We start from the raw sequence: 22,924 nt of genomic DNA, 5'->3' as shown, positions 1-22,924 counted from the left end.
ATCGATGAAAAACGCGATCGAACCGACAGGCCGAAAGATGACCACAAAGAAGATCGTTCATATTGCCGAGGCGTTTGGTGGCGGCGTGCTTTCGATGGTGACCCTGCTAGCCAATCACGCCGCGGCAGCCGGCGTCGATGTGACGGTACTGCACTCGATTCGCCCCGAAACGCCGGCCGATTTTTCAACGTTGTTCCGGCCTGACGTGAAGCTGATCTACGTCGACATGGCACGCGAGGTCAGCATCAGGCAGGATCTTTTGAGCGTGCGCGCGCTGGCCAGGATTCTTCGCGACTGCAAGCCGGCCGCGATTCATCTGCATTCGTCGAAGGCAGGCGTACTCGGGCGTCTCGCGTCGAGAATTGCCGCGCCCAATGCGACGGTCCTCTATTCCCCTCACGGCCTTTCATTCCTGCGCTTCGATATTTCCCGCATGAAGCAGTTTGCCTATCTGAACTTCGAACGCATCGCGGCTCATATCGGCGGAACCATTGTCGCGTGCTCCGGCAGCGAGCTCGGTGAGATCAAGGAAAAAGTCCATGCGAAATCGGCAGTTCTCGTGGAAAACGGCGTCGATGTCGCCGAGATCCTGCCCCGCCGAGCACGAGACGATGGCAAGACAGTGGTTGGAATGAGCGGTCGGGCATCGTTCCAGAAGAACCATCACGCATTCGTCGAGCTGGCCACCAAACTGCAGCGGGCTGACGTCGACTTCCTGTGGATCGGCGGCGACGCCGACGAGATTCCGGATCCACGCCAGAGCACGGCCGTCATCTGCAGCGGCTGGGTGACTCGCGCACACGCGCTGGCACTCACGTCGGGTCTGGACATCTATGTCCAGACCTCCCGCTGGGAAGGCATGCCGGTCGCATTGATCGAAGCCCAGGTTGCGGGCATACCGGCCGTGGTGACGGACGTCGTCGGTAATCGCGACGTGGTGATTCACGGCGTAACCGGATATATCGCATCGAGCGTCGACGAGATGGCCGTGTATCTGACCAAGCTGCGGGACGACCGGCAACTTCGCGAAAAAATGGGTGCGGCAGCGCGCACGAGAGCGGTTCAAAGGTTTTCGATGAACACGGTCTTCCGGCAGTGGCACATGCTTTATGGCCTGGACGCGGTCGATTCTCACGCCGGCACTCGCGACTTCAAGCCGGTTGCCCTCGACCACGTCAAAGCCCGATTCTGAGTTCAATGTCCAATGATTGACATGACCGCCTTCAAAAAGTCGAAACATCTCGTGTACAACGGTCGATTCACCACGCAGAAGACGACCGGCGTACAACGGGTCGCACGCGAGCTGATCGCCGCGCTCATCAAGTTTCAGCCTCAAGAACCGGTGACCCTCCTTATGCCTCCACAGCCCGGCGTAGAGGTGAACGGCGCGCGGACCGTCAAGGTCGGTTTTTACAAGGGTGCCGTGTGGGAGCAACTGGTGCTCCCGTTTTTCGCCCGTCCCGGTCGGCTCGTCAATCTCGGCAATTCCGCGTCCATTTTCATCCGCAACCAGATCATCTACATGCACGATGCGGCGGTATTCGACACGCCCGCCCACTTTTCGCGTTCGTTTCGGGTGTGGTACCGAATCATGTTCTGGATCCTGGCGCGAACCTCCGCTTGCGTGCTGACCAACTCCTATTTTTCACGGGACCGCCTCGCCTACCACTGTGGCATCTCGACCGAGAAAATCAGCGTCGTTCCGCTTGGTGCGGATCACCTCGACTCGCTGAAGCCCGACACGAGCGTGCTCGACGCGCACTCGCTGACGCCGAACCGGTTCGTGCTCGCGGTCAGCAGCATGAATCCCACCAAGAACTTTGGCCGGCTCATCGCGGCATTTCGGCAGATCGACGATCCGTCGGTCGACCTCGTCATCGTCGGGATGAGAAACACCACCGTGTTCGGAAACCAGGATCATGTCTTGGCGGCAGAACCGAACATCAAGTTCGTCGGCTATATCAGCGACGAGCAACTGAAAGCGCTGTACCAAAATGCGGCATGCTTCCTTTATCCATCCATCTACGAAGGTTTCGGCATCCCTCCTCTTGAAGCGATGCGCTATGGTTGCCCGACGATCGTCGGAAAAGCCGCGGCGCTGCCGGAAGTCTGCGCCGATGCGGCGCTGTACTGCGATCCGTATTCGCAGGACGACATTGCGGAAAAATTGCGGCGCGTGCTGGGTTCCGACGCACTCAGAGCCGAGCTCAGACGGAAGGGAAATCTCCACGCGGAAAAATACTGCTGGAGCAAAAGCGCAAAAATGATGACGGAAATATTCGAAGGGCTGTAGGCGATCGAAGCAAGCCGTCGCTTCGACGGAGGATTCGCACCGGCATGATCCGGCGTGCTCACTCTGACGGTCTTCTCAACCAAGACTCGCGCCGTCACCAAGCCCTGGAATCATGGAAAGGGTCGGCATTTGCGCGCCGAGGCAAAGAAGTTCATGACCAAGCCCCCGATTCGACTAGCAAATACTCGACCGGAAACCTGATTCGCGTATGTCACGCGGCTGAATCACCAGTGACGCAGCATCCGATCCTTGCCCATACTTGCGATCATGGCGCGAGCAGCCCTTCGTGCTCTCGGTAGAGGAAAACGAACCGTCGTCGCCGCAGACCAACCTGTTCCGTCACGAGCCGCATCACCTCGATCTTGCCGGTATGTTGATCAGGCCAACCCGTTCACGGAAGAGCACGTACATGAGTACGACGGTCACGATCGTTTCGACCATCAACACCGCGATCGCCGCGCCACGCTCCGCGAATAGCGAGGCAAGCGGCGGCAGTATCGTGACGTTCAGCAAGCCGGACGAGATCAGGATGGTACTGAAAACGCGCTTCATGCCGAGCGGCAGCATCGTCTGGATTCCGAATAGATCGGTCATGCATGCCATGAACGGCACCAGCGCAAGACAACGCAGCACGCCGACTGTCGGCCCGAACGTGTCTCCGTACAGGATCCGGACCGCGAGCGGCGCGAACTCGTAGATCACCGCCGACATTGCGAGCACTAGCGCACCCTGCACGACAATCAGCTTGCGAAGGAACGCGAACGCCTCGTCACGTGCGTTATGCATCAGATAGGTGATATGAGGGTAAGTGGTTGCCCTCAGCGGCTGCAACATGCCGACAGCGGCCCGGATCAGCTTGTCGCCCGCGGCAAAATAGCCTGCGGCCACGTGACCGGAAACGATACTCAGCAGGACGGTATTGGTCGAGGCGTAGAACGAGATTGAAGTCGATGCGAGGAAGACCTGCGTGCCGCCTTTCAATGCATCGACAATATCCGCGAACCGCACGCGGACACGCGCGATCTCTTGACAAAAGAACAGGTAAGCAAGCGAGGTGAAACCGCAGAGCAACGGCACGGCTGCATTAATGGCGACCGCATGAAGAATATCGTCCGGCGTGTGAACCCACAGGAAGAAAGCGCCGACGCTCAGTGCTCGATACCCGACCACCGTCATGCTGAACACGCTCAGCTTCTGAATACCCTGAAAGTACCAGCCTGGCGTGAGCGCGGCGCCTATTGCCATCCCGAATTCGATCAGCAGCGCCGTGCGCTCCGCTTCGAAGTACGGAATCAACGACGTCATCGCGACGAGTACCGCGAAGCCCGCGACGGTTATCAGCCACTGGGCGCTGATGGTCGTCCAGAAAATTCTGGACCGCTCGATCTTGTCACGCGCGAGCGCGACGCGCGGCGTCGCCGTCAGGTCGAAGCTGTAATTCACCAGATTGATGAAATACGTTGTCACCGCGAGCACGAACGCCAGCCTTCCGTACTGTTGAGGGCCCAGCACACGGGTCAAGAGCGGTAGCGTGACGAGCGGCACGACATACGTCGAGATCTGCAACGCGAACAACATGGCGAAGTTTTTTCGAACGGCGGTCATCGTGCTTTCTGAAGTGAAAATGGGTAGTGCATCGACTGTCAGCAGGCACGCGTGCGCGGTACGGGCTCGTCAATACCGAGCGCGGCATACAGCGACGATGCGTAGCAATCGATCGAGTAACGTGACCAGTCGTAGTGACGATTTTCGTCGGCGAGGTGCGTGCGTAGCGCGTCGATTGCGCGGGAGAAATCTTCGGGGAAGTTTCGATAGAGGATCTTGTTGCCGATTTCGTCGCCGAATGTCGACAGACTGCCGATGTCGTTCACGAGCACCGGCAGGCCGAGCACCGCGGCCTCGACTATCACGAGGGGGGCGTTTTCCACCCAGATCGATGGAAGCACAAGCGCGTCGTGCGTAGGCAGTTCGGCGAAAAGCGCGGCGTGATCGAGACGGCCGGCAAAACGCAACCTTCCGGCTTTGACGAGGTCCGCGTGGCGTTCCTCCAGAGGACCGCGCTCCGATCCGTCACCATAAACGGTAAGCGATTCGATCGCTTCGCCGGCGGAATCGGCCATAAGCGCGAGAAACTGAGCCAGTCCCTTGTCCGCTTCAATACGGCCGACGAACGCAAGATCCAGGCGAGCGCGCTGCGCAGGTTTCGGCGCGCGCGGAACCAATGCCGAATCGATCGGATTCGATAGAAGCGTGACACGGGTCCGCCCGAATCGCCCGATCAGGTCGCGCATGAACGGGCTTGGGCAGAGGATTTCATCGAACAGGCCAAGCGGGTCGAAAAGTGCATTGACCGTGTGCCAATGCAACTTCTTAACGACGTCGTGGAAAATTCCGTGCGGACTGGCGACAGAGACGATGCGCCGGGCACTGTGCAGCTGGTCCAGCGACAATGGTTTCGTCTGCCCGCGGGAATAAATCTGCAGGCTCGGATTGTAGAACACGAGATGGTAATCGTGCGCAGTCAGGTACAAACTGCACCCCGAGCGCCGCTTGTAGCGGGCAAGCACGGGCAAGATCGCGCTCGACAGCAGATTGTGATAATTGTGTACCAGAATGCGTTGTGGCCGAAACCGATCGAGCTGCGCGACGAGCGCACGCGCAGTCGCGCGCGACCATACACGAGCGCGCCGAATATTTTCGACCGCGGGCAGCGCATGCTCGTCGAAGGTTTCGACCGTCACGTCGGTGCGCGCGCGCAGCACGTCAACGGACATTCGGTACACCTCCTCCGCCCCTCCCCTTCGAACGAAGTCGTTGATGACCAGCACGCGCATCACGCAGGACCTCGACATACGTGATGCCGGAAGCTAGACGCATCGTCATCGTCTTCGCGTCGCGTCGAGATCTGCACGGTGTCGCAGGCCGCTTGCAAGCAGTAAATTTTGCGCAATTTCCGGCAGTCGTGGCAATTTCGTTTCATGGATATTCCTGAGCGGAATCACTGCGCCAGGTACGTCCGGCAAGTGGCCCCGTGACACACTACGTCGCAACGATAACGTACCGAGAATGACGAATCTGTTCGCATGGTCACTCAGAGCCGGTTTCGCCATACCTTCCCGGTGTGCCCGCGAACGTTCCTCGCAACGCTCGAAACGAATACCGCGATAGCGGCGGCGACATAACGCTGCCCGCCCCACCGACAACGATAAGGCTGCGGCCTAGCTGCGAAGCGTCAAGAGGTTGTTTCTCGACGCGGGCAGTCTGGCCATCGGCGCAATTCCGCCGATGGCGCTGTGGGCACGATGCCGGTTGTGGTGATGCGGCCAGCTTGCGAAGGCATCGCTGCGGTGGGCGGAGCTTTGGTATGTCCAGGCGTATGCCCACTCGCGCAAGGCCGATTGGATGAACTGCTCAGCCTTGCCGTTGGTCTGCGGACGATACGCCCGTGTAAATTTGTGCCGGATACCCAATTCCTGACAGGCGCGAGCGAATTCGCGTGAACGGAACGCCGAACCGTTGTCGGTCAACAGCCAGCGCACACGCACGCCGAGTGCTGCATACCAAGCCACGGCGTCACGCAAGAACTGCACGGCACTGGCCTGCTTCTCGTCCGGATGCATCGCCGTGAAGGCAATACGAGCGTGGTCATTTACGGCCACAAACAGATACTCCCAGCCGATGCCATCCACCGAATTGCGCCGATCGCCCGTGACGCGATCGCTGGGGCGTGCGATGCGGCCGAGCTTCTTGGTATCGATGTGCAGAAAATCCCCCGGAGCCTCATGCTCGTATCGCTGGATCGGCTCGCGCCGCTGCAGATCGGTCAAACGAGACAATCCAGCACGTACCAAGACTCGACTGACAGTCGACGCAGATACACCGACCTGGCGTGCGATCTGACGCTGCAACAAGCGCTGCTGGCGCAACTCAACGATCAGCAGAGCCGTGTCCGGCGCAATCGCGCGGGGCGCACGAGTTGGTCGAGAAGATGCGTCGGCCAGTGCAGCCGCACCGCCTGCCAGGTAGCGTCCCAGCCATTTGCGTACAGTCGGCGCCGTCACGCCGCGGTCGGCTGCCGCCTGCGGCACACTCAAACCGAATTCGGTGATCTCGTGAACCATCTCAAGTCGGCGGGCAAAGGTGAGTCGGGCATTCTTATGGGTGTTCATCCGGCTGGCTTCCCGGAAGGTTGGATGTTTGGCGACTTCCAGTCTCCCGGACTCAGTCCGGACGAACCATCGATACAACCCATTGAAGCTTCACAACTAGAGCGTCGACTCGGTGTGCCGTTTGCGCGAGTGCGACACAGTCGCGTGTTTCGTTTTCTCCGGCACCGCTAGCTCCACCGGCGCCCGCCAACATGCAAGCAGTGCAGTACACCTATCGATGACATATTGCGCGGCGGCGGTGCCGTGCAATGAATGATCGACGGATTCCTGCAGATCGACCGATATGTTCGGCAAATGAGCGAACGCTCGCGACGCGGGACCGAAATGCCGTACCAGTGTATCGACGCCCGGATCGAGCATGCCGTAGACAAGATGGGTGCGAATGCCACGCGCCGACATGTCGCGCAGCAATCCTCGCGGCGTATCCTTGCCGGGGTATCTCCCGACCCGCTCTGCGATACGCATGATCGGCACCGACATGAAATCGACGAGGAAGCGCGACAATCCGCGCAGTACCGGACGCAAATCACGACCACTGCGCAGCAGACGGCGCCACTTTCCAGCGCTGCGCAGCGACGCTAGATAGCCTCGCATCGAATTCGTCTGATTCTTGATCACATTCGTGAGCGTCTCTCCGCGCGGCCACACGAAGACCTGGAGATTGACTGCGATCGCGCCGGCAAACTGGCCGTTCGACGCGGCATGAAGCGACGTATACGCACCGGAGCAAATCCCGAACGAAACAACCTTGTAATGCCCGTGCTCTTTCAGCCAGTCTGCAGCTGAAACCATATCGGTGATTACCTGATCCGAATACGGGATGTCCTGCTGATTGTCACGTGCGCGCGCGCCACTGTCACCGATTCCGCTGGCATCAATCCGCAGACTGCAGATACCCTGCGCGGCAAGCGACCGGGCGAGTCGAACCGCGAGGCGTCCATCCGCGATGCGTGGATTGGCGGCCGTATTCGTTATCAGGAGAGTGGGTGCGGCGGCACGCATGATGCCTTCGGCCGGCTCGCACAGCACCCCGACCATCTGCTGCGGACCCACGCGAACGATTCGTTCGATACTTTCTTTTCCCTTCAGTACCACGCCGGCGTCGGTGCATTGCGCGCACGCGCGAACGATCGGATCCGGATCGTCGTCGAGCCAGTCCGCAACCGTGTCGAGCAATGCCTCCGGAAGCCGCGACCAGAGCGGCTCTCGCATTGCGTCCGCCCAGTCGGTGCATGCATGAACCTTTACCTCGACACCCCGCGCCTGCAACGCGTCCGAAAGCGTCGCGCTGTCGCCGTACGGTGCATCGACCAGCAATGCGCGCGCCGGCAATGTGCCCAATTGACCGGCAATCTGGCGCAGGTCGATACGCCGCAGCGCCTCGACCAGATCATCTGGGTACAGGTGTCCGAGTATGTTCAGGGGTTTCTCGTCGCGAACCGCGCATCTCACGGTCGGCGGGGCATTGTCGAGCCAGTGTTGCGCGACGACAGAGAGCTCGCGCAGGTAGCCGCGACCGCGCACGACGGGCGCGAGCGCGATGAAACGGGTTAGCCCGGGGATGCCGTCCGCGGCGAGGAGCGCCACTGCCGCGCCGGCACGTACCCCGACGAGCGTCAGATGGTCCACCGTGATGCGCTCTCGCAATGCCTGGACCGCGGACTGAACGCTCCCGAGCATTTTCCCGAAGCGATCAGGATCGCTTTCGTCGCCTAGCGAATCGCCACTCGCCGGATAATGAAAGCGCAGCACCGGGAAGCCACGGTCAGAAAGATGCTCGGCGAGTGAACGCACGAGCTTGTGAAGCCAAAGTGCTTCGTGACCGAGCGGCTCGCAGATGACGATGCCGTGTGTTCGATTGCCCTCGTGAAGCCAGCCGACGCATCCATCAAACTGGACAGGTGTCATGGTCTTATCCTTGTTTTAATAAACTCTAACGAAATCCTCTATATGGACTTCAATCGTGCGGTGCCGACCGATATCCGTTTCATGCCGCAATCCAGCATCCCCCGGAAGATATCGGGCGTCCGCTTCTCGATCCCGAGGACCATCCGCGTTTCTCTTTTTCAATCGGCCCGAATGTCACCCGGACCGATCCGTACGGATCAGCCGTCAGCGTCGCCAGAGGCAAACAGACTACTGCTGCGCCGCGCGGTGAGCGTACGCGCAAACTCCACGAACGGAGCCTCGCACAAACGATAGCCGGCCCATGACAATGGAATCAAAGGCAGGACCGGTACGATCATGTAGAGACCAAGCGGCCATCCGGTGACGTGGAAACGCTGGCACAACCAGAACATTGCAAACAACGGGAGGCTATGCAGCAAATAGATCGAGTAACTGATCTCGCCCAGCCATGAAAGCAGGCGAATGCGGAGCTTCAGAACAGTCGCCAATGCGACGAATATCGCGATGCCGATGAAGTAAGCAAGCGAAGTCGGAAAGTGTTCCATGTTGTTATGTCGCCAATCGCTGAGCGCCCCCATCAGCGCGACACTTGCAATCACCGCCGTCAGGCAACCTACCGCCGACCGGTAAGTGAGCGCCATTCGACCCGGTGCACCATGCCCTGGCCATCGAACGCGCAGCAATTTGAGAGGCGTGTCGTATGCCTGCCGAAAGCAGGCACCCCAAAACATGATACCGAGATGGTACGGCATGGTCTTGTATTCGCTGGGCATACCGGCCGGGGCGAGTTTCAACTCGACGATCGTCACGAACAGCCCGGTCAATCCGATGCTGACAACACATAGGCAGAACATCCGGTGAAGTACGCCGCCCCAGAACAAGATTAGGCAGAGCCCGTAAAAATACAATTCCGTCTCGAGCGTCCAGCCATGCGGCAAGATCAGGCTTTCTCCGAATGCGGCGGGCATCATGGTCACGTTTGCCACGATCCCATCGATATCCATTTTTTTATCAAACAGATACCAATGAACAAAATATCCCAAAGGAAGCGCCAACCAGTATGCCGGGTATAACCGGAAGAACCTTCGAACGAGGAACCGCTTCGTTCCCGCACCAATCTCTCCGTGCAGGCTGGAGGGAATCAGCATGCCGCTGATCGCGAAAAACACGACCACACCCACACGCCCGAAATTCATGGAGCGTTGAAGCGTGTCGAGCATGTATTGCGATCCTGCCAGCGGAGCAAATCGCTCGGCATAGTGTGTCCATATGACGAGTATCACGGCAACCGCGCGCATCGCATCGACATGGTGAAAGCGCTTCGAATCGTTCGAGTGGGACATGGCTGAAATAGTGAAAACCCAAGTATCTCGATCGCAACGCGACACCCATGCCTGCGGCGTCAGCCCAAATGATTCCGGTCGTCGAGATCGCACCGTTCGGTGCAACGGCCCAAGCGAATGCCGCATTCAACTCGAGCCGGAACGCCTCCTGTCGATCACGTACCACCAAACCAGTGCGGCCAACGCATAAAATGCCGTGCGCGAGCCGAACATCATCCAGTAATCGCCCTGCTGAACGGCGAAGGTCGCATACGAGAAGACCTTCGCCATCAGCCACAGCATCACGACCCCGCCACGCATCGTGACCAGGATCTGTAACGCGGCCAGCGCACCATATACGACGCCGGTCATCGCGACGAAAATTGCCCCCCCGACATAGCCGAACCAATACACGGGTACCGCCATGTTTCCCATCGTGAACGTGACGTCGTCGAAGATGTAGGCCTTGAGGAGTTGTGGCTCCATATACGAGATCATCAAGTCGCGCAAACCACTCGGTTCGGAATCGTCGAAAAAGGTCGGCATCGTCCAGGAAGCGAGAGAGTTCACGAAACGCCAAAAAGCAGCCGCGCCGCCGAGTGCCGGTGCCGTGAACATCCGCGCATCACCGTCCACCACGTACCACGGCTGCCCCTGCAGCAGAAAGCGCGACGAGATCACATCCGCAACTTCCAGCCCCTGCCCCCGGTAGGCGTAAACGATGGAAACGGTGCCGAGCAAGAGCGCCAGCCCGGCACCTATACCCAGATAGCGGACAACCGGCTTACCGTTCATCGCATGAATCGCGATGAACGGCGCCAGCGAACACAGGCCGATATGCAGCACCGCCATGAATTGCTCGCCATGCAGCACATTGAGGCCCAGGTCGATCGCCATCGTAAGGATCGCCAACCACCGGATGCGTTTATTGGAACTGGTGGCAATGGTGCCCAACAAAAAACCCATGAAGGTTTGATTGTTCAGGAAAAGATTGAACATCGCGCCGTTCGACGCATCATTGCGCAACGCATACCTATTGATGCCGGTAAACAACGAGAATCCCGACGTCAGCCCCGCCAGCACACCGGTCACGATGATCGCGGCCGCAAGTGCAAACCCCATCGTCATACTGATTGGTTGCAACGCAATCCGCGCCCTGATCGGCTTGTACGACGGGCGCTCATCAAGGAACCTGTCGAATGCGACGAGCGCACATAAGACAAAAATCAGATAGAACGAAAGAAGCCGGCTGAAAGCGCCGGTCGCCTCACCCGAGATGTCGGTTTCCCTCAGGTATCCACCGTTCTCCAGTCCGACACCGGCAAGGAATGCAGTCAGCCCGATCGCGAGTACATAGAGCACCGACACTGCAAACACCGGACGATACTTGACCAGGACGACAAGTCCCGATGTTGCCAGCAACAACGTGCACGTGGCGCTCGACTCCGTCACGCCGAGCGCCGGCATCATCGCATTGATCAAAAACGCAAGCGCGAATAACGTCGATATCGTCACCCCGGTTGCGGATATCGGCCCCCCGTTGATTTGTATTGTTCGCGCAGTTTTGTCTATCATGCTGCAACCTGAAATTCGTTCCACCGGTGACGCACCGTTCTAGCCGCACGCGCCCTGCCCGCTGCAAGATCGCCCCCCTTCCGCAAGCGCACTGCCGGCTCCCTCGCTCGATCCAGCCATGAACTCGCTCGATCCAGCCATGAACCAGCGAATTGACTGGTGCATGCGATATCAGGCAACGTTTCTCAGCAGTCCCTTTCTTACCCGCTCCCACGCCCTGAACAGAAATGCAACGGGTACGACGTCGCCTGGAGCGTTTCGCGACTTGGCTTCTTTCGTATGCGGCTCGATGTTCGCGTAATGGCGCCGACGCAACGGTGAAGGCTGAAAGCCGTTGAATACCAGCCCATCCACTTTCACGCCAACCCGGTTCAAATTCCGGATCACATCCGCCACGCCGGCGTAGCTGACCGAACCTTGCCGCGCCACCATCAGCGTAACGTCCGCCAGCCTCGACAACATCGCGACCTTCGCGACCGGGCGCGCCACTGGCGCATCCACGACGACCGCGTCGTATTCGCGTCGCAATGCGGTGATCAGAGGATCGAGCCGTTCCATTTCGAACAGGTGCCGCGACGGCTCGACACGTTTTCCTGCAGGCAGTACATCGAAATTTTCCCGGACGTGGTAGATCGCCTTCCCGAGGTCCCGCGAGCCAGTCAACACATCCAACATCCCTGCCGGGTATTTCGTGGACACGTATCGATCAGCGCCCGATTCGTCTGCATCGGCACGCACCAGCAGTGTTTTGAGACCGCTTTGCGAGAACAAATGCGCAAGATTGGCTGAGATCATCGACCTGCCCTGACCCGGCTCGGGAGACGTGACCAGAACGATCCTTGATTTACCCTGCGTAGCAGTCGTCGCGTAACGCAACAACAGCGCCAGATCGTCCAACGCTTCGGCCAGCGGCGTATCGGGATACTCCCTTGCCGCTATAAACGCCGATCTGTCGTTCAGGTCGGCCTCGACCTGATGTAACGAGGTCGGGACAATACCCAGCACAGGGACGCCGGCCACCTCCTCTAAATGCTCCGGATTCCGGGCGTTTTGGAAAAACAACGCACAGCCTTGTGCCGAAGCAACGCCCAGTATCAAACCGATCGCAGCACCCAGCACGATGACGAGCAAGCGTTTCGGCTGAACCGGTTTGTCGGTGACATCAGCCTTGTCGATAACGGACGCGTTACCGACGGTGCCAGCTTTTGCAATTTGCAGCTGCTGCGCGTTGTTCATCAAGCCGATATAGAGTTGATTGTTTACCTCGACGTCGCGCGATAGGCGCAAGTAGGTCTGCTGCTGCGACGGCAAGCGCGCGACCTTGCTTTTCAATTCCGCCGACTGCTGATCCAGCGTTTTCAGCTTGCTGGCTACCGCAGTAAGCTGAGGTTGTCCGGCGACATATTTCGACGCCAGATCCTGGTACTCGAGCTTGGCTTCGAGCCGCGACTTTTCTACGAGCGCCAACTGGTCGATCAGCAGTTGCACATCGCCTTGCGCATCGATCGATCCCTGTGCATTGCGAAACTCGTTCAACGCATGCTCAGCCTGCTCCAGTCGCTTCTTGACCACCGGCAATTGCGTGTCGAGAAACGCAAGACTGTGCTCGGCATCCTCCGAGCGCCGCTTTGTCTTGGCGTCCAGATAGGCGGCAGCAATGGCATTGAGCAACCGCGCGGCATACACGGGGTCAGGGTCCTCGAAACTCAGCTGCATGATGCCCGACTGACGTTTCGTTTCGGCCCCGTTCAGTTTCTTCAGGACAGCCTCGAGTCGCACCGGCGTGGCGACGCGGCGCACGCGAAATTCCGTACCGGCGCGTGCCACGATCCGCGATACCTCCACCCGATACCCGTTTGCCTCGGTTGGTTGGCCCACTTGGCCCGCCAACACCTCTTGACCATTGCTATTCTTCAACAGGAAGCGATTACCCTCGAGATAGTCGAGTTCCAGTTTCTTGCCGATCTGCGCATCGGGAACGTCAAATTTCGTGAATTCGATCCGCTCGCCGCCCCACGCCCAAAACGGCGTATTTAACAATGGCTCGACGAGGCCATTGCGATCCTTCGACAAGATCGAACCGAGTAAACCGCCGACGAGCGGAATCGTATTCCTGACCGACACATCTACCTGCGCGACGGTAGCGTCGATTGCCTGGGTGACAACCGCGCGCGAGCGAGCGATATCGATCTCGCCGACGACGGCCGAGTTCTGGATATCCAGCGCGTTTGAAATTTCGGAGAGCGAACCCAGCGCGCTGTGCTTGTTTTCCTCGACCTGTATCAACGTGTCCACGGAGTACATCGGTGTTGCCGCAACGGCATACACGATCGCCAACAGCAAACACCCCAGGAAAACAGCCAGGAAAACGCGCCAGTGATCAAACACGTTTTCCAGCAGCTGGACCAGCGTGAAGTCAACCCCGTTTCGAGAAATACTTCCCGATCCGTCTCGAGATCGCTTCGATGAAGGCCTATCCAATGTCATGCATACGCTCCCAAATTGCCGTCCTGACGGGCTCACTGTCGCCGTGCATGCTGTTTGATCACGCATGTCCCGCCACTCGCTCCGGGCCACTCTTTTCGGCACATCACGCGAGGCACTTGTCCTGAGTCCGACCACCTGCACGCGAGAACGCACCGTCGAATTCGTTGAACAGAAAACAAGTGACCTTGCTGGTCCGGATCACTATGCGATAAATGCGCGGTTTTCTGAGTGCGATGCCTTACATTAAGCGGCCCCGAGTAAGCGAATCACCGGGTCGCCGACCCTCTCGCGCCACGTCGGGGGTCGATTCGAGAAATGTGGCCCAGCCTACTTGAACGCGCCCGACCGCAATGTTCCCCCCCTGTTTTCGACCTACCCCAACCGCACAAATAAATGACGAATCAACGACTGCTCGCGAGCGACCAATCCGGCCTGCTATCCACGGCTGGGTGAACTAACGCACATCCTTTTTCTGTGGTTCGTCCAACATGGCCCATGCGGGAACCCATCCCGGATCGGCCGGTACGCCCGGCAGCATGCGATGAGGTCGAGGCGTTTGATAGTCGGTCGACTGGAACGGCAAGCGAGCGAGGAAACAAGTGGGGTCTTCGGTCGAACTCAGGTTCATGAGCCCCCGTCACCTGCCGAAAAACGTCTTCGTCGCAATACGTCAATGTATCGATGACAGGGCTTTTTGTTTAACCATGCTGAATGACGACATGAGCAGCCACGAACGATTCGGCACATCGGTGCCGAACAAGAACGACCCGACAGGGCGCCGAACGCGCGCGGCGCTTTGCCTGGCGATTTCCGCCATGCTTTCCGCTTGTGCATATGCGCCCGGACAGCACATGGCGTCGTCCCCTGCATTGCCGGTCACGACTGACGACAACGGTGACGTGACCAGCGACATGAAGGTGCCGGTCAAGCAGATCGATCTGACGCTGATCACGCTCATTCGCGCGGAGCAGAAGAACCGCACCGCGTCGCCCATTCCCGACAATCTGCTCGGCAGGCCAAGCGGCTACAGGCTCGGTCCGGGAGACGTGTTGCAAATCACGGTATGGGATCACCCGGAATTCGCCACCGCTGCCGGCCAGCCGACGCCGAACACGACGTCCTCGGACGCGGCGCCCGGTTTCGTCATCGATAGCGACGGCAACGTGCAGTTTCCATACATGACGCGACCGATCCACGCCGCCGGAAAAAACGCGGTGCAGATCCAGCGGGAAGTCACTGCCGAACTCAAGAAGGTGTTTATCAAGCCACAAGTTACCGTTCGCGTGGCATCGTTCCGTGCCGAGCAGGTGTATGTAGACGGTGAAGTGCGAGCACCCGGTTCGCAGGCGATCAACGACATTCCGATGACTTTGGTCGAAGCAGTCAATCGCGCCGGTGGCTTTGCACCGACAGCGGACCAGAGTCGCGTCACGATCACGCGCAATGGGACGACGTATCCGGTGAATGTCGCGCGGATGATGCAAACGGGCAAGAACCCCGCCGCCATCATGCTGCAGCCGGGCGACCTGCTGCATGTGAGCGCGCGCGAAGACAATCCGATCTACGTGATGGGTGAAGTCAACAAGCCGCTGGCCGTGCCGCCGCAACGTGACGGTTCGCTCACGCTGAACGAAGCACTTGCACAGGCCGGCCAACTCAACCAGCAGACGTCGAATGCCAAACAGGTTTTCGTGTTGCGCAAGGCCGACGACAGCGATCCCGTAGTCTATCGACTCGACATGAAGTCACCGGTTTCGATGCTGCTGGCGAATCAGTTCCCGCTGGCGTCGAAGGACATCGTCTATGTCGACAATACCGGGCTCGTCCGGGCCAGCCGCGTGCTGAATCTATTGCTGCCGGCAATCAGTGCGGGTTTGACCGGCGCGCTCATCACCAAGTAATTCCGCTTGTCGGCCTCGGCAAGCCAGCGTGCGAACCGGAAAGACACCGTCCGGTGACGCACGCTGTTTCATTTATCCGGGGGATACGCCGCGGCCTCGCGTGAGCGGCACGATATACAGTCAGCTAGCGCCCCGCGCTACCTGCCGTCACGGTCGTGCTCCGGCGCGGCCGCTCCCGCGGCGACACACGATTGGACACCGTCCAGCCCGGCGCGTATGTGAGCAACCCCACCGAACGCCAAACTTCATACGGAAATGGTGCCACACCCTGAAAAGCGATCGTGACCGCGGCTTGCTAACCGCCACACCACTTGTTCAGTGTTGCGTCGAACGTAAAAGTCAGGACCTGGCCGTTCGCCATGACGACATTGCCGCCGGTTGTCGTCTGGATGTTCGCGTTGTTCGCGATCGTGCAATTGCCGTTGGTCGCAACGATCTTCACCGACTGGCCGTCGATGCCCCCGATCAGGTTGGTCAGCGTCGTGGGCGACGCGTAGTTCGCCGTCAGTTTGCTGATACCGGTCACCCCGGGCGTCGAACTTGTGCCGACGAAGCCGTTGGACCATACCGCCATCGCGTTACCCGCGCTGTCGGCCGTCGGCACGCCGTAGCTGTAACGAACGAGCCCGGTTGCATTCTCGATGTGAAATTGCCACGGCCACATTTGCAGCAGGCGCCCGCTGGCCCATGCGCTGTTGACAGCGCGTCCGTAGCGGTCTTCCGGAATATATTTGTAGCGCCCGGCGACACCGTTGCCTTGCGAAGCGTCGACGCAGATCTTCGAGAAGTATTCACCGGCAGGAATGTACGCGGTACTGGATGAAGACGGCGTAAACGTATAGGTGTCGGTCCCGGCCGTGACGCTTCCCGAACGCGTGATCGTGCCCGTGATGCCGAAAATGGTCGCCAGCGTCGTATCGCCGGTCCCGTTGACTGCGTTGACCGGCATGAAGATCGACAGGTTCGGTGTCGTACCGAACGACCAGCCCGGGATCGCGACGGCGCCTGTCCCCGTCAGCATCAGGGCGGATGCGACCTGCTGAAACACACTGTCGGTCTCGCAATCGATTCGCAGGTTGTACGGGCTCTCGGTGGAAATGAACACCGCCTCGGCACATCCGAAATAATTCCTGAACCTGATCGTGTTGTAGCCGATATTCCCGATCGTCACCCCCTTCACCGTCTTCGGGAATGCGAAGGTAAATTCATTGTCCGTGGGATAAACATTGAAATTCGGGTTCGGCAGAATCTCCGCTGCGTAATCATTACGTGCGCTCAGCGGGACGTTGATGTCGAAAAGGCAGTTTGTGACCTGTCCGATGACGCTAAACATCCGGCCGCCGCTCAGTCCCATCGTCGTCATCCGGTCGTGCAGCACGATGTTTCTCGCTTGAATTCCGTACAGCGGGAAGCCGGTATTCGACGTGCGCCGATCCTGCACGGCAAGCGCGGTGCCATAGCTGAAGATGATGTCGATATTGTTCAGGTTGAACAGGTTCGACGAGTCGGACATAGTGGCAGCCGGGCTGTCGTCAAGGTAGACCCCGAAACTCGGCGTATTCGTCGACAGGTCGCCGCAGTGCCTGATCTTCATCGTGTTCAGATTGATCTCGCGCACGTTGGCGCGTGCTTGCGTCGATCCGCTTCCGGTGTCCATCCACAGCACGCCGGCGCCGCGGAAATACAGACAGTTCACGTGAGCGACATCGAGCCAGTCCACGTTGCCCTGCAACACCAGGCCATGTTGCAGTGATGCGCACGCGCGATTGCCCTGAAGGGTAAAGTCGCGCAGGACACACCCGGCGAGCACGGCCATGTTCGACGTCCATGACACGTTTCCGGTCTGCGGCAAATCCGTCGCTTCGTTGTTGAAGCCCGCGTTCAATACCGTCAGGCATTGGCCGCTGACGCCGGCTCCGAACTGAATGATCGAGGTGCGCGCCGAATGCCCGAACACGGCTATCGGCTTGGTGATCGGCGGAAGCACGAGGCTCGAATAGTAGACCCCGGCAGGCAGGTCGCCTTTGACCGGCCAGATAGTCATCAGGTAATTCAGCCAGGCTGTCAGGGCCGGGCCGTCGTCGGTGCCGTAGACCACGTTCGCCCCGGTCGCCGACGCATTGGCCGCTTTCGCGAGCGTGATCTGCGTTGCGCTGACGAACGCCGCAATCGTGGTGGAAACGACCAGCGTTGCAACGCCACTGGCGTTCGTTGTCGCGATGTCGATACGCTTGCCGACGTCCGCCGCCGTGAATACCGCCGAGGCCGACGAAAACGATGTTGATCCCGATGTCGTGACGCCGTCGTTGACGATCCGGGTGTTTCCCTTTGCACCAAAATATTTGGCGCTAACCGGCAAATTGGCCGGAAGCGCCGCAGGTAAATCCATCCATACCTGTGTGGTACCCGCAGCCAGATTCACGACCGCACCGCCATTGCTCGACGCCAGCACGGTGGTACGCGCTAGCGTGTTCCCGCTGGCGTTGTATGTGCCGATTCCGATCTCCCAGTTCCCGCTCGGAACGCCGGCCCCCGTGACGGCTTGCAGCCCGTAATAGAAAGTATCGGCATTGGCGCACACGGACGAAAATGCGCGGAATCCCGTCATTGCACCGGCCAGGGACAGTGCCCCCGTACCGGTAGAAGTGGTCGTTTCCTGAACCCGATCCTGAAGCTGGAATGCCATATCGATCCTGCACGTGTGATTGTCGGACTTAGCGGAAATCAACTCCTGCCGCACCTTCGGATTCGATGCCCGGTATATTGATTACCGAAAAGAGATGTGCGAGTTCGATCGAGCGTACGCACCCGCGCAAGACTATAAACAGATTCACCGGCAAACAGTGCGTGAAATGACCCAAGTGATTGAGCGATACCGCCATCGCCATATGAAAAGTACGTTTCGAACATCCGGTCAACCGCGTCGTATTCGATGACATGTCAATGTCGATCCCGTTAGATGTGCACGCAACGAACCGGACAACTAGTCTCGCAATAGCACCAGCACACAGGTACTTCTTACCCGACCACACCCCCACCATCGGGAACGATGACCGCCTTTCCAACCCACCCTGCGCGACTACGCGATAAAGATCGTACATATCGGTAGAAACACCGATGCTGTAGTCAAACTACATTCATACCATTAGTCGCTGCAGAGAATCGCTACATCCGATTCGGCAGTGCCGGGCGGCCTGCGCGTCGCCGCCCGCGTTGACCGGTCGAGCCCAACCGGCCGTAACGATTCCCCGCCCGGCCTGGCATGCCGACGCGCAACCACCCTGCATCGCCAGCCGAATGCGTCCGGTGCGAATCCACCGGACGAGCGCAGCTCCAGACATCATCCGAACAATCGGCAATACGATCAGGAGAGCAACATGCGGGACACACTCTGGCCGGCCGTCGTGCTGGCAGCGACCCTCTGCACCACCGCCTACGCAGGCGACGCCGACTTCAACGCACAAGGCGATGCGACCGATGCGTTCGCGTCGGCCGCCGCGCAACGGCGCGCCGACCTGCTCGTGCGCAAGATGACACTCGACGAGAAACTCCAGTTCATCCATTCGCAATACGAAATGTCCAAGGTGCCGGGCGGCGGCGCCGGCTATATCCAGGGCGTGCCGCGGCTCGGCATTCCCGATCTCAACATGGTCGACTCGGCGACCGGCTCCGGCAGCACGTCGCAGGCCAGCACGACGTTCCCCGCGACGATCGCCGTCGCCGCGAGCTGGGATCGCCGGCTGTCGTACGACTACGGCAAGCAGGTCGCGATCCAGTTGCGCGCGCAAGGATTCGGCATGGGCCTCGGCGGCGGCACCAATCTCGCGCGCGAGCCGCGCGGTGGCCGGCTGTTCGAGTATCTCGGCGAAGATCCGCTGCTCGCGGGCGACCTGCTCGCCGAACGCACGCTCGCCACGCAGCGGCAAAAGGTCATCGCCACGATCAAGCACTACGCGGGCAACGAGCAGGAGCACGGCCGGATGGGCGGCAACACGCAGATCGACGAACGCACGCTGCGCGAGCTTTACCTGCTGCCGTTCGAGATCGCCGCGAAGCGCGGTCGCCCCGGCAGCGTGATGTGCAGCTACAACCGGCTGAACGGCGCATACGCGTGCGAAAACCCTCACCTGCTGAACGACGTGCTGAAGAACGAATGGGGCTTCCAGGGCCAGGTGCAGTCCGACTGGGGCGCCACGCACAGCACGGCCGCCGCGATCAACGCCGGGCTCGACGAGGAAGAAGACGTCGGGCCGAGCGTGTACCTGACGCCGACGGCCGTCAAGCAGGCGATCGCGAACGGCTCGGTGTCGACCGCACGACTCGACGACATGGTGCGGCGCAAGCTCGCCGTGATGATCCGCGTCGGCGTGATGGACGATCCGGCCACGGGCGGCGGCACGATCGATTTCGCGGCCGCGAACCGGTTCGCGCAGGCCGCGTCCGAGCAGTCGATCGTGCTGCTGAAGAACGACGGCAATCAGTTGCCGCTGGCGGCATCGGCGCTGTCGCGCATTGCCGTGATCGGCGGCCATGCGGACGCGGCCGTGCTGTCCGGCGGCGGCTCGGGCAACACGCGCGACCCGGTGTCGGGGTCGTTCGCGGGTTGCGGCGGCCTGACGTTCGGCGCGTCGACTGGGTGCAGCTGGTGGCGCAATCCGTGGCTGAAGGTCGACGTGCCGATCGTCGCGGCCATCCGCGCGCTTGCGCCGGCCGCGCAGGTCACGTATGCGGGTAACAGCGACCAGCAGTCGCCGTTCCGTGCGTATACGCAGCAGGAAATCGACCAGGCCGCGGCGCTCGCGGGCCGCTCGGACGTCGCGATCGTCGTGGTGGCCCAGCCGGCCGGCGAGGATTTCGGCGACCTGCAGAGCCTGAGCCTCGCGAACCCGTCGAACCAGGACGCGCTCGTCGAAGCCGTCGCGCGCGCGAATCCGCATACGATCGTCGTCGTCCAGAGCGGCAATCCGGTGCTGATGCCGTGGAAGGACAACGTGTCGGCGATCGTCGAGGCGTGGTATCCGGGTGAAGCCGGCGGCAAGGCGATCGCGAACGTGCTGTTCGGCGCGGTCAATCCGTCCGGCAAACTGCCCGTCACCTTCCCCGCGCGCGATCAGGATTCGCCGGCCTGGGGGCAAAACGGCACGTTCGACAACGACCCGGTCTACGCGGAAAAGCTGAACATGGGCTATCGCTGGTATGACGCGCGCAACATCAAGCCGATGTTCGAGTTCGGCTACGGGCTGTCGTACACGCACTTCGCGTATTCGGGGCTGTCGGTGTCGAAGCAGTGGGACGGGTCGCTGAGCGTCGCGTTCACGGTACGCAACGACGGGCGCGTTGCCGGTGCGGAGATCCCGCAGGTCTATCTCGGCGTGCCGTACAAGGACGAACCGCCGAAGCGGCTGGTCGGCTGGGAGAAGATCCGGCTGAATCCGGGCGAGGCGCGGCGTGTCCGCGTGACCGTGTCGCCGCGCATGCAGAGCGTGTGGGATACGTCGCGTAACGGCTGGCGGTTCGTGCCGGGCGGGACCGTGTATGTCGGCGCGTCGTCGCGGGATATCCGGTTGCAGGGGCACTGAGCGGCACCCACCCAGCGGAAGAGCCGCGCGTGTCGTGCCCGGCTCTTCCGTCTTCCGTCTTCCGTCTTCCGTCTTCCGTCTTCCGTCTTCCGCCGTCCGCCGTCCGCACCGGCGATCCTCACCGGAACAGTAGCGCCAGTAGCGTCGCGAGCGCGGCAATCGCGGCGATCCCCGCCGCGATCCCGGCCAGATGCGCGGCGACCACGAGGCCGGCCGGCAATCGCACGGACGCCGGGCCGCTCGCCCCACCCGACGGCCCGGCCCGCGATCGCGACGCGACGCCCGTCGTCATGCTCCGCTCCCTTCCAGCGTATCGAGCAACGGCCTCGCCAGATGCAGCACCTGATACACCGTGCCTGCGCCGCCGCCGTCCGGCTCGTGTTCGGTGACGAGGGCACGCGTCAGCCGCCAGCGTAGCGAGTCCAGACTGACCGCGGCCGCCACCACACCCTGCCGCGCCGCCACTTCGCGATTGCGCGTCACCTCCCGCGCCAGCGTCGCCTCGAGGTCGGCATCCGCCGGAATATCGACGGCTTCCAGACGAACGAAGCGCCCCGTCGACGCACTGCCCTTGCGCGCATCGAGCGCGACCTGCACGTCGATCGGCGCGCGGCCGAAGCTGTCCGTCACGACCCGGTAGCGGCCGCCCGTGACGAACCCGGCGAACGCCTGCTCGTTACGCCACAGATAGAACGACGCATAGCCGTTTTCCGTCGCACCGTAGCGCCCCGCCTCGCGCAGCAGGAACCCCTTGAACACCAGGTCCGGCGTGTCGTCCCAGAGCCTGCCGCGCTCGCGCACGCGATGGCGGATGATGTCGAGGTCGTAGTCCGCCGGCAGGCGGTGCACGTAGTACGCGGTCAGCATGATCGACTCCTGAAGGGAAACGGAGATTCCGAATGGCTCGAGAACAGCGTAGAAGACCTTGGATCATTTGAAAATACGATGGCAGAATATTTCAATGATTCGATTTCTCAATGGATGAGAGTGCGATGAAAACGCTCGACATCGAAGCCGTGCAGGCGTTCGTGCTGACCGCCGACCTCAAGAGCTTCACGCGGGCCGCCGAGGCGATGGACACGACGCAGTCCGCGGTGAGCCTGAAGATCAAGCGGCTCGAAAGCGGCCTCGGCCGCCGCCTGCTGGAACGCACGCCCCGGCAGGTTCGCCTGTCGGCCGACGGCACCGCATTCCTGGAACCGGCGCGCGAACTGGTGGCCGCCCACCACGGTGCGATCGGCGCGTTCGGCACCGGCCGGCGGCGGCTGGTGATCGGCGTCAGCCACCATGTCGTCGGCGCCGATCTCCCGATGCTGCTGCGGCGCATGAGCGAAGCGGAGCCGACGCTCGTGCTGGAGATCCGCGTCGCCGCGTCGCGCGACGTGCTCGATGCATTCGACCGCGGCCAGCTCGACGCGGCCGTCGCGCTGCAGCACGACAGCCGGCGGCTCGACGGCGAAACCATCCTGTCGGAGTCGTTCGGCTGGATGGCCGCGGCGGATTTCGAGTACCATCCGCCGCAACCGCTGCGGCTGGCCACGCAAGCCGAACCCTGCAGCGTGCGCCGCATGGCGATCGGCGCGCTCGACCAGGCCGGGGTCGGCTGGACGGAGGTGTTCGTCGGCGGCGGCGTCGCGACGATCGGCGCGGCGGTGTCCGCGGGGCTGGCCGTCGCGGCGCTCGGGCATCG

15 protein-coding genes are annotated in these 22,924 nt (G+C 60.8%); 5 read left to right on the top strand and 10 right to left on the bottom strand.

Features of this window, described 5'->3' with window-relative positions:
• Nucleotides 1–37 precede the first annotated feature (37 nt).
• Both DPV74_RS18695 and DPV74_RS18690 read left to right on the top strand, forming a co-directional pair.
• Nucleotides 38–1,192 (top strand): glycosyltransferase, encoded by a 1,155-nt coding sequence (locus tag DPV74_RS18695; protein ID WP_059683290.1) that lies wholly within the window; start codon nt 38–40, stop codon nt 1,190–1,192.
• A 21-nt stretch (nt 1,193–1,213) separates the two neighbouring features.
• The gene (locus DPV74_RS18690) at nt 1,214–2,293 is read left to right on the top strand and encodes a glycosyltransferase family 1 protein (protein ID WP_059696333.1); all 1,080 of its coding nucleotides are present in this window, start codon (nt 1,214–1,216) and stop codon (nt 2,291–2,293) included.
• Nucleotides 2,294–2,644: 351 nt separating this feature from the next.
• Here the strand turns inward: DPV74_RS18690 and DPV74_RS18685 are convergent, their stop codons facing one another.
• From DPV74_RS18685 to DPV74_RS18655, 7 genes are all read right to left on the bottom strand, one after another.
• Nucleotides 2,645–3,898, bottom strand: a complete 1,254-nt coding sequence (locus DPV74_RS18685; RefSeq protein WP_060358949.1) for an oligosaccharide flippase family protein — start codon at nt 3,896–3,898, stop codon at nt 2,645–2,647.
• A 38-nt stretch (nt 3,899–3,936) separates the two neighbouring features.
• Entirely contained in the window at nt 3,937–5,127 is a 1,191-nt protein-coding gene (locus DPV74_RS18680) for a glycosyltransferase (RefSeq protein ID WP_059696337.1), read from the bottom strand.
• Nucleotides 5,128–5,511: 384 nt separating this feature from the next.
• Nucleotides 5,512–6,462 carry an IS481 family transposase gene (locus DPV74_RS18675; RefSeq protein ID WP_059696345.1) on the bottom strand — a complete coding sequence of 317 codons (951 nt, stop codon included), beginning with the start codon at nt 6,460–6,462 and terminating at the stop codon, nt 5,512–5,514.
• A gap of 96 nt (nt 6,463–6,558) precedes the next feature.
• Nucleotides 6,559–8,370: a serine aminopeptidase domain-containing protein gene (locus DPV74_RS18670; protein ID WP_059696347.1), complete on the bottom strand. Its 1,812-nt coding sequence runs from the start codon at nt 8,368–8,370 to the stop codon at nt 6,559–6,561.
• Nucleotides 8,371–8,567: 197 nt separating this feature from the next.
• Complete coding sequence (locus DPV74_RS18665) at nt 8,568–9,713, bottom strand: acyltransferase (protein ID WP_059696349.1); 1,146 nt, start codon at nt 9,711–9,713, stop codon at nt 8,568–8,570.
• Between the two features lie 126 nt (nt 9,714–9,839).
• Complete coding sequence (locus tag DPV74_RS18660; protein WP_059696351.1) at nt 9,840–11,267, bottom strand: DUF6418 domain-containing protein; 1,428 nt, start codon at nt 11,265–11,267, stop codon at nt 9,840–9,842.
• 171 nt (nt 11,268–11,438) lie between these two features.
• Nucleotides 11,439–13,754, bottom strand: a complete 2,316-nt coding sequence (locus tag DPV74_RS18655) for a GNVR domain-containing protein (RefSeq protein WP_059696353.1) — start codon at nt 13,752–13,754, stop codon at nt 11,439–11,441.
• Between the two features lie 719 nt (nt 13,755–14,473).
• Here DPV74_RS18655 and DPV74_RS18650 point away from each other — a divergent pair.
• Nucleotides 14,474–15,655: a polysaccharide biosynthesis/export family protein gene (locus tag DPV74_RS18650; protein ID WP_119337744.1), complete on the top strand. Its 1,182-nt coding sequence runs from the start codon at nt 14,474–14,476 to the stop codon at nt 15,653–15,655.
• Nucleotides 15,656–15,950: 295 nt separating this feature from the next.
• Here the strand turns inward: DPV74_RS18650 and DPV74_RS18645 are convergent, their stop codons facing one another.
• Complete coding sequence (locus DPV74_RS18645; protein WP_059696356.1) at nt 15,951–18,341, bottom strand: hypothetical protein; 2,391 nt, start codon at nt 18,339–18,341, stop codon at nt 15,951–15,953.
• A 691-nt stretch (nt 18,342–19,032) separates the two neighbouring features.
• Between DPV74_RS18645 and DPV74_RS18640 the strand changes: the two genes are divergently transcribed.
• Entirely contained in the window at nt 19,033–21,234 is a 2,202-nt protein-coding gene (locus DPV74_RS18640; RefSeq protein ID WP_059696358.1) for a glycoside hydrolase family 3 C-terminal domain-containing protein, read from the top strand.
• A gap of 118 nt (nt 21,235–21,352) precedes the next feature.
• Here the strand turns inward: DPV74_RS18640 and DPV74_RS18635 are convergent, their stop codons facing one another.
• Nucleotides 21,353–21,526 carry a hypothetical protein gene (locus DPV74_RS18635; protein ID WP_162923081.1) on the bottom strand — a complete coding sequence of 58 codons (174 nt, stop codon included), beginning with the start codon at nt 21,524–21,526 and terminating at the stop codon, nt 21,353–21,355.
• Nucleotides 21,523–22,101, bottom strand: coding sequence for a DUF4865 family protein (locus tag DPV74_RS18630; protein WP_027791395.1), 579 nt, complete (start codon nt 22,099–22,101; stop codon nt 21,523–21,525). Before DPV74_RS18630 ends, DPV74_RS18635 begins: the two co-directional genes overlap by 4 nt.
• A 125-nt stretch (nt 22,102–22,226) precedes the next feature.
• On the opposite strand from DPV74_RS18630, the gene DPV74_RS18625 reads away from it, so the two are divergent.
• A partial coding sequence (locus DPV74_RS18625) for a LysR family transcriptional regulator (RefSeq protein WP_119337743.1) occupies nt 22,227–22,924 on the top strand: 698 nt, incomplete at its 3' end.

This window comes from Burkholderia sp. HAN2018 (assembly GCF_024704855.1).
In the GTDB taxonomy this organism is placed as follows: domain Bacteria; phylum Pseudomonadota; class Gammaproteobacteria; order Burkholderiales; family Burkholderiaceae; genus Burkholderia; species Burkholderia cepacia.
Note: the sequence above shows the minus strand (reverse complement) of the source record. Positions and strands in the feature narration are given on the sequence as shown.